Source organism: Saccharothrix sp., from assembly GCF_031180885.1.
Classification (GTDB): Bacteria; Actinomycetota; Actinomycetes; order Mycobacteriales; family Pseudonocardiaceae; genus Actinosynnema.
Genome location: NZ_JAPSLK010000033.1, coordinates 88886 through 95766 on the forward strand (window position 1 = coordinate 88886; position 6881 = coordinate 95766).

The following is a 6881-nucleotide window of genomic DNA, read 5'->3' on the forward strand; positions in this document are numbered from 1 at the left end:
TTGACCGGCTGTTGCGAGGTCGGCCGGCCCGCCGGGGTAGGCGGGCCGGCCGGGTCCTGGTGTGGTGCGGGTGGTTACGGCGTGACGGAGAGCAGGTGCGCCTTGAAGCCCTCGCCGATGCCGGGTTCGGGCGTGCCGGCCCAGTCCTTGATCAGCACGGCGCCCGTGGTGCAGCCCCAGGGGTTCCAGGTCCACGCGAGGTAGCTGATGTGGTGCGCGTCGGCCCAGTCCACCAGCCGCTGCATGTAGTCGAAGCCGCAGTTGTCCTGGCCGAACTCGCCGAGCACGATCGGGACCTGTTGGGCGAGCGGGGCGATCTGGGCGTCCCAGCAGGTTTCGTTGGCACACGCGTTGAAGCTGTACGCGTGCCAGGACGCGGCGATGTTGTTCAACGGGTCGATCGGCTTGTGCGCCAACCACTCCCGCATGTCATTGGACCACTCCAGACCACCCAGCATCAGGACGTTGGTCGCCCCCGTCGCCCGGACCGCGTCGACCAAGTCCTGCATCCCGGCGGTCTCGTAGGGCAGGCCGGTGCACATGCCGCCGTCGCGCCAGCACTTCCAGCCCAGGGTCTTGTTCCAGTCGGCGGCCATCTCCGGGTACGGCTCGTTGAACAGGTCGAAGACCACGGCGTCGTTGCCCTTGAACGCATTCGCCACGCCGGTCCAGAACTGCGGCGCGTAGCGGGCGTCGGGCATCGGCTTCTGGCAGGTCGCGTGCTCGTCCTTGCAGTGCCAGTCCGGGCTGTTGGTGTAGGCGCCCCAGGTCCAGTGCAGGTCGAGGATCACGTTGATCCCGTTGTCCACCAACAGATCCACGTAGTCCTTCACGTGCTGCTGGTAGGTCGCGCCGCCGGGCGTGCCGTGGACACCCAGCCAGCACTCCTCGTTCAACGGAATCCGCACCGCGTGGATGTTCCAGGTCTTCATCGCGTCGACCGACGCCTGGTCCACCGGGCCGCCGTCCCACATGCCCTTGCCCTGCACACACGCGAACTCGCCGCTGGACCGGCTCACACCCAGCAGCCGGTACGGCTTGCCCTCGGCGGTGACCAACCTGTTGCCGGAAACGCGCAGCTCCGGCGCGGGACCGTCGACCGGCGGAGTGGTTGTCGTAGTGGTGGTGGTCGTGGTCGTCGGGGTGGTGCCGGTGCACGTGGCGCCGTTGACGGCGAAGTCCGTCGGCTTGGCGTTGCTGCCGCTGTAGGAGAAGTTCGCCCCCATGCTGACGCTGCCCTTCGGGGGGATGGTGCTGTTCCAGCTCAGGTTGGTGACGGTGATCGTCTTGCCCGACTGGGACCACGCACCGCTCCAACCGTGTTGGAGGGTCTGGTCACCGGCGTAGGTGTAGGTCAGCGTCCAGCCGTTGACCGCCGACGAGCCCAGGTTGGCGATGGTCACGTTGGCGCCGAACCCGCTGCCCCAGTCGTTGGTCGTGTAGTCGACCCGGCACGCGAACGCCGCCGCCGTGCTCGCGTCACTCGCCCACGACCCACCCGCCGCCGCCATCAGGGCCGTACCCGCGATGGACACCGCCGCGCCCAACGCGGCGAGCGCGGTGCGGCGTTTCCCGACTCTTCCCAACATCAGCACTCCTTTGTGCAGGGCCGATCAACGGAAACGGTTCATTGACTCTGGGAGCGTTCCCAGAGAGGGTTACGCAGGAAGCCGAAGTAAGTCAATAGCCCTTGCGGGCCGCTGAGGTGGACCGCAGCGCCACCACCGGCCGAACCATCCGATCCTTGACCGGCTTACTTAGGTAACTTAAATAATGGCCTTCTGGGCGGCTGTCGTCCCCGCCGCCGCACGACACGTCGAGGAGGACGTCGTGAGGGTGTCGAGGAGTGCCCGCAGGGGCGCACGGACGGCGACCGCCCTGTTAGTCGGCGCCGTCGTGGCCGCGGGCTGCGGACCGTCGGGCACCTCCGCCGGGCCCGGGAGTTCCACCCTGGTGGCCTACACCGGGCAGTCCGGCGACTACCAGGTCAACTTCAACCCGTACGCGCCCACCAACATCGGCGGGACCGGGACGATCTTCCAGACCCTGTTCTTCTACAACGTCGTCCGCGACACCGAACCGGCGCCGCGGCTGGGCACCGGGTTCGCCTGGAACGCGGACGGCACGCGACTGTCCATCACCCTCCGGGACGGCGTGACGTGGTCCGACGGCCGGAAGTTCACCGCCGCCGACGTCGTGTTCACCCTCGACATGATCAGCAAGCACAAGGGGATGAACAGCAGCGGTTACGCCGGCCGGGCCGAGGCGGTCGACGACAAGCACGTGGTCGTGACGTTCGACCGGCCGTCGTTCGCGGACGGCCCGGCGATCCTCGGCAGGACGTACATCGTGCCCGCGCACAAGTGGAAGGACATCGCCGATCCGGCGGTCACCGTGGTGGAGGACCCGGTGGGCACCGGCCCGTACCTGTTGGAGGAGTTCAAGCCGCAGGCGTTCACGCTCAAGGCGAACCCGGGCTACTGGGGTGGTGAGCCCGCCGTCAAGAAGGTCCGCTACCTCGCCCTGTCGGGCAACCAGGCCGGCGCCGCCGCGCTCAAGGCGGGCCAGATCGACTGGCAGACCGGGCCGGTGCCGGACCTGGAGGACGTGGCGGAGAACTACCCCGGCTACCGGGCCGTCGTCACCCCGGTGAACCAGATCGCGCTGGTCACGTGCAGCAGCGCCGCCCTGGGGTGCCGGGGTCCGCAGACCGACCCGGCCGTGCGCCAGGCGATCTACCACGCGATCGACCGCGCTCAGGTCAACGCGCTGGCGTTCGAGAACACCGGCAGCGACATCTCGCCGAGCTTCCTGCTCCCCCGCCGCGACGGCGCCCTCATCTCCGACAAACTCCGCGACCGCACCGCCCCGATGAAGCCCGACCCCGCCAAGGCGCAGCAACTCCTGGAGAGCGCCGGCTACACCAAGGGTCCCGACGGCATCCACGCCAGGAACGGCGAGCCGGTGTCGCTGACGCTGAGCGTCGTCGCCGGCTGGACCGACTACATCACGGCGGCCGACACGATGGCCCAGCAGCTCCAGCGCGCCGGCATCAAGGTCACCCTGCAGCAGGTGTCCTGGAACGAGTTCGTCGACGCCAGGGACCGCGGCAACTACCAGGTGATCGTCGACTCGCTCTACCAAGGCCCCGCACCGGACCCGTACTACCTCTACAACTACTTCTACAGCACCGCGCAGACCGCCGAGGTGGGCGCCAAACCCGGCCCGAACGTCAGCCGGTTCTCCGACCCGCGGGTCGACCAGGCCCTCGACGCCCTCAAGCTCCTCGACCCCACCGACACCGCCGCCCGGCAGCCCCACCTGGAGACCATCCAGACCCGCGTCGAGCAGGCGATGCCCTACATCCCCGTGCTCACCCAGGGCACGATCAGCGTCTACCACGACGCCAAGTTCACCGGCTGGCCCACGGAGAACGACCTGTACGCCTTCCCCGCCGTCTGGGCGAGCCCCGACAACGCGGAAGTCCTCGTGCGCCTCAAGCCCACGGGCAAGTGAACCCGGGTGGCACTACTGGCCCGTGCTCCGCGCCGGGAGCAGGTGGTCACGCGCTTCGTTCGCGCCGGCGGGCGCCGACCGGTCCTCGGGTCGGCCGCGGCCGAGGGTCAACTCGTTCTGCAAGACCAGGACCGCACCGCCGATCGCCGCCGCGTCCGACCCGTTGACCGACGGCACCACGCGCACCGGGTGCGCCCGCCGGGCGAACGACCTGCGGTCCAACTGCTGCTGGATCACCGCCTGGTAGATCGAACCCGCCACCGCGAAGCTCTGCCCGGCCAGCACGATCGTGTCCAGGTCGAACAGGACCGCGACGGTGACCGCGGCGTGACCGAGGTAGCGCGCCGACCGCTCGACGAGTCCACGCGCCTCGGCGTCACCGGCGTTCGCCGCCGCCGCGATCCGCGAGAACTCGGTCAGGACGTCGTCGCCCGCCGGGTCGAGCGCCAGCCGTCGGGCGAGGCCCGGCGTCGCCAACGCCTGCCGGACCACCGCCGACGGGCCGGCGTAGTTCTCCAGGCACCCGATGTTGCCGCACGTGCACTCGTCGCCGTGGACGTCGATCGAGACGTGGCCGATCTCCGCGGTGTTCGACGAGCTGCCCCGGTACACCTCGCCCGCGACCACCACGCCGCCGCCGATCCCGGTGGCCATGTAGATGCAGCCGTAGGTGCTCCGCGGGTCCACCGCGCCCATCCAGTACTCGGCGATCGCGGCCGCCGCGGCGTCGTTGTCCAGCAGCACGGGCAGGCCCAGGCTCTCCGAGAGGCGCCCCGCGACCGGGTAGTCGCACCACTCCTCGGTGGGCTGCGGCGTCAACAGCACACCCGCGCTCCGGTCCTGCGGACCGTAGCTGACCAGGCCGACCCCGAGCACCTTCGCGCGCTCGACGGCCGCCGTCGTCAGCAGTGCGTCCACCTGCGACGCCACCAGCGGCAACGCCCGATCCGGCGGCATCGACGCCACACCGTGAAACGAAGTCCGCGCCACCGGCCGTCCGGCCAGGTCGACGAGCACGATGACGCACGCGTTGCGCTCAAGCTGGACACCCACGCCGTAGCGGGCCGGTGGGTTGAGCTGGACCAGCGTGCGCGGCTTGCCGCCCGTCGACGCGCCACGACCCACCTCAACCACCAGACCGTCGCCCAGCAGCTCCCGCACGACCTCGGAGATCGTCGCCCCGGTGAGACCGGTCGCCGCGGCCAGTTCCACCCGGCTGATCGTCCGCGCGGCCCTGATCACGTCCAGCACCAGGCCGCGCGTCTTCGACCGGCTCGCCCACACCGGGCTCCTCGCCACGGAACCTCCCTCACCCGACCTTGGCCAGGCTACTTCACCTGCGGTTCACGCCGGCGTCGCCGCGGCCACCGGGCGAGCCGCTCATCTGCGGGTTTGCCGGGCGCGGACATGGCGGTGGGGGTGTGAGGTGCGCTCGCACCTCACACCGACCGCTGATGGCCGGGGGCAAGGAGATCGGCATCGTGTCCTGGGGCGACGGCTGCGCCAAGCCGAACAAGCCGGGCATCTACGTCCGCGTCTCCACCTACACGTCGGTGATCGACGCGCAGATCCGTTCCTGATCCGCACGGTTCGCCAGCGCGCCGGGTACCTCACGCGAAGGAAGGGTCGCCGGGAACCGCCACTCCGGCGACCCTTCCGTCCAACCGCACCGCGACACACCGGTCCGCCGACACCCTTGACGCCGGACGAGACCTCGACCAGTCGCCCACCCGCGACAACGCGCGGGTGGGCGGCGTTCGACCGACAATTCCGGTCATGAGCGACACCTCGCTCCGGATCGTCGGCACACTCGCCGATCTCGGCGTCGTGCGGTCACTCGACGAACTCGTCACGGCGCACGTCGCCGCCCACGAGGGCCAAAGCCGCGAGCAGGTCGAGATCGCCTACCGGGCGGCGATCGACCGGCAGCTCGCCCCGCACGGACTCGCCCTCGACAGCCGTGACCGCGTGGTGGCGCTGCGGCCCCTACCCGAGGGCCTCGACGTGGCGGCAGCGGTCCGCACCGCCCTCGACACCGCCGACCTGGCGTCCATCGCCCGGGAACACCGGACCGAAGGCGCACCACCACCGCCTCTCGACCTGCGCGACCCGCGCTGAACGAGTGGTTCGCCCAGCCGGGTCCGCCCTCGGCACGACTCGGACGCACCTCGGCGTTGGCCAAGCCGTGCCCACCACGACCAGCGCTTCGGGGCCCGATGACAGCGGCACGGCGTCGACGAGTCGCTGCCGCAGCCCTTCGCCGTTCTCACTCGCCGCACGGCGGTGTCGAGAAATGCCAGTGCGGACAGGCGCTTGCCGAGCACCGCCTCGATGTGCCGAACCCTTTTCCGCCCCCGGTCGGCCGGGTCAGCCGACCGGGCGCAGGTACCCGGCCTTCGCGTCGTCGGCGCGCAGCCGGTCGAGTTCGGCGCGCTCCAGGACGGCGATCACGAGCTGCGGGTCGGTTCCCGCCTCGACCAGGCGACGCCCGTCCGGGTGCCACACGCCGCTGCCGCCGCACGAGCGCCAACCGGGACCCGCGCCCGCGAGGTTGGCCACCAGCGCGTACATCCGGTGGTCCATCGCGCGGGCCGCGGGGTGGAGGTCCAGGCGACGCTCCTGCCCCTGGGTGTACAGCGCCGACACGGCGTAGACGTCCGCGCCCCGCTCGGCCGCCGCACGTGCGTGTTCGGGGACCGCGGCGTCGTAGCAGACCGCGAGCGCGACCCGCCAACCGTCGACGACCAGCGGGCGCGCCGGCACCCCGGGCCGGAACAGGTCCCGCTCGGGTCCGTGCAGGTAGCGCTTGCCGACCACCTCGACGGTGCCGTCCGGCGACAGCGCGATCGACGCCAGCAGCCGATCGCCGTCGGGCCCGAGCCACGCCGCGCCGACCACGGTCGTCACCCCGTGGGCGCGACTCGCCTCTCTGACGACGTCCAGCCGCGGGTCCTCGGCGGTGACCCAGCACGCCGGATCGCCGAGGCGGTCCAGGTCGTAGCCGGTCAACGACAGCTCGGGGAACAGCAGCAGCCGCGCGCCCGAGTCCGCCGCGGCGGCGACGGTCGTGGCCGCGCGCCGCGCGTTCTCCGCGACGTCACCGGGCACGGGCGCGTCCTGCGCGACGGCGACCACCAACTTGTCCGATTCCACACCGGGCATCATTCCTGGCGAGCCCATGCGTCAGTCCCGGGTGGACGTCGTGCCGGTGAGGCTGAGCGTCATGAACACGCTGTTCGGGTCCGGCAGGTAGTCGGCGAACGGCGGGCACGGCACGAAGCCGTGGCGGGCGTAGAGACGGCGGGCCGGTGCGAAGAAGTCCTGGGTGCCCGTCTCCAGGTTGATCCGGCGGTAGCCCCGCCTGC

6 protein-coding genes and 1 pseudogene are annotated in these 6881 nt (G+C 70.9%); 3 read left to right on the forward strand and 4 right to left on the reverse strand.

Going from position 1 to position 6881, the window contains the following annotated elements; all coding sequences use genetic code 11:
• Positions 1 to 74: 74 nt before the first annotated feature.
• Complete coding sequence (locus RIN75_RS29335) at positions 75 to 1589, reverse strand: cellulase family glycosylhydrolase (protein WP_309115274.1); 1515 nt, start codon at positions 1587 to 1589, stop codon at positions 75 to 77.
• Positions 1590 to 1830: 241 nt separating this feature from the next.
• Here RIN75_RS29335 and RIN75_RS29340 point away from each other — a divergent pair, with 241 nt between their 5' ends.
• Complete coding sequence (locus RIN75_RS29340) at positions 1831 to 3516, forward strand: ABC transporter substrate-binding protein (protein ID WP_309115275.1); 1686 nt, start codon at positions 1831 to 1833, stop codon at positions 3514 to 3516.
• Between the two features lie 12 nt (positions 3517 to 3528).
• Here the strand turns inward: RIN75_RS29340 and RIN75_RS29345 are convergent, their stop codons facing one another.
• Positions 3529 to 4815, reverse strand: a complete 1287-nt coding sequence (locus RIN75_RS29345) for an ROK family transcriptional regulator (protein ID WP_309115276.1) — start codon at positions 4813 to 4815, stop codon at positions 3529 to 3531.
• A gap of 155 nt (positions 4816 to 4970) precedes the next feature.
• Here RIN75_RS29345 and RIN75_RS29350 point away from each other — a divergent pair, with 155 nt between their 5' ends.
• Both RIN75_RS29350 and RIN75_RS29355 read left to right on the forward strand, forming a co-directional pair.
• Positions 4971 to 5096 carry a trypsin-like serine protease gene (locus RIN75_RS29350; RefSeq protein WP_309115277.1) on the forward strand — a complete coding sequence of 42 codons (126 nt, stop codon included), beginning with the start codon at positions 4971 to 4973 and terminating at the stop codon, positions 5094 to 5096.
• A 196-nt stretch (positions 5097 to 5292) separates the two neighbouring features.
• Positions 5293 to 5634 (forward strand): hypothetical protein, encoded by a 342-nt coding sequence (locus RIN75_RS29355; protein WP_309115278.1) that lies wholly within the window; start codon positions 5293 to 5295, stop codon positions 5632 to 5634.
• A 249-nt stretch (positions 5635 to 5883) separates the two neighbouring features.
• Here the strand turns inward: RIN75_RS29355 and RIN75_RS29360 are convergent, their stop codons facing one another.
• Positions 5884 to 6669, reverse strand: a complete 786-nt coding sequence (locus RIN75_RS29360; RefSeq protein WP_309115279.1) for a carbon-nitrogen hydrolase family protein — start codon at positions 6667 to 6669, stop codon at positions 5884 to 5886.
• Between the two features lie 30 nt (positions 6670 to 6699).
• Positions 6700 to 6881, reverse strand: a pseudogene (locus tag RIN75_RS29365) (GNAT family N-acetyltransferase); the annotation flags it as partial.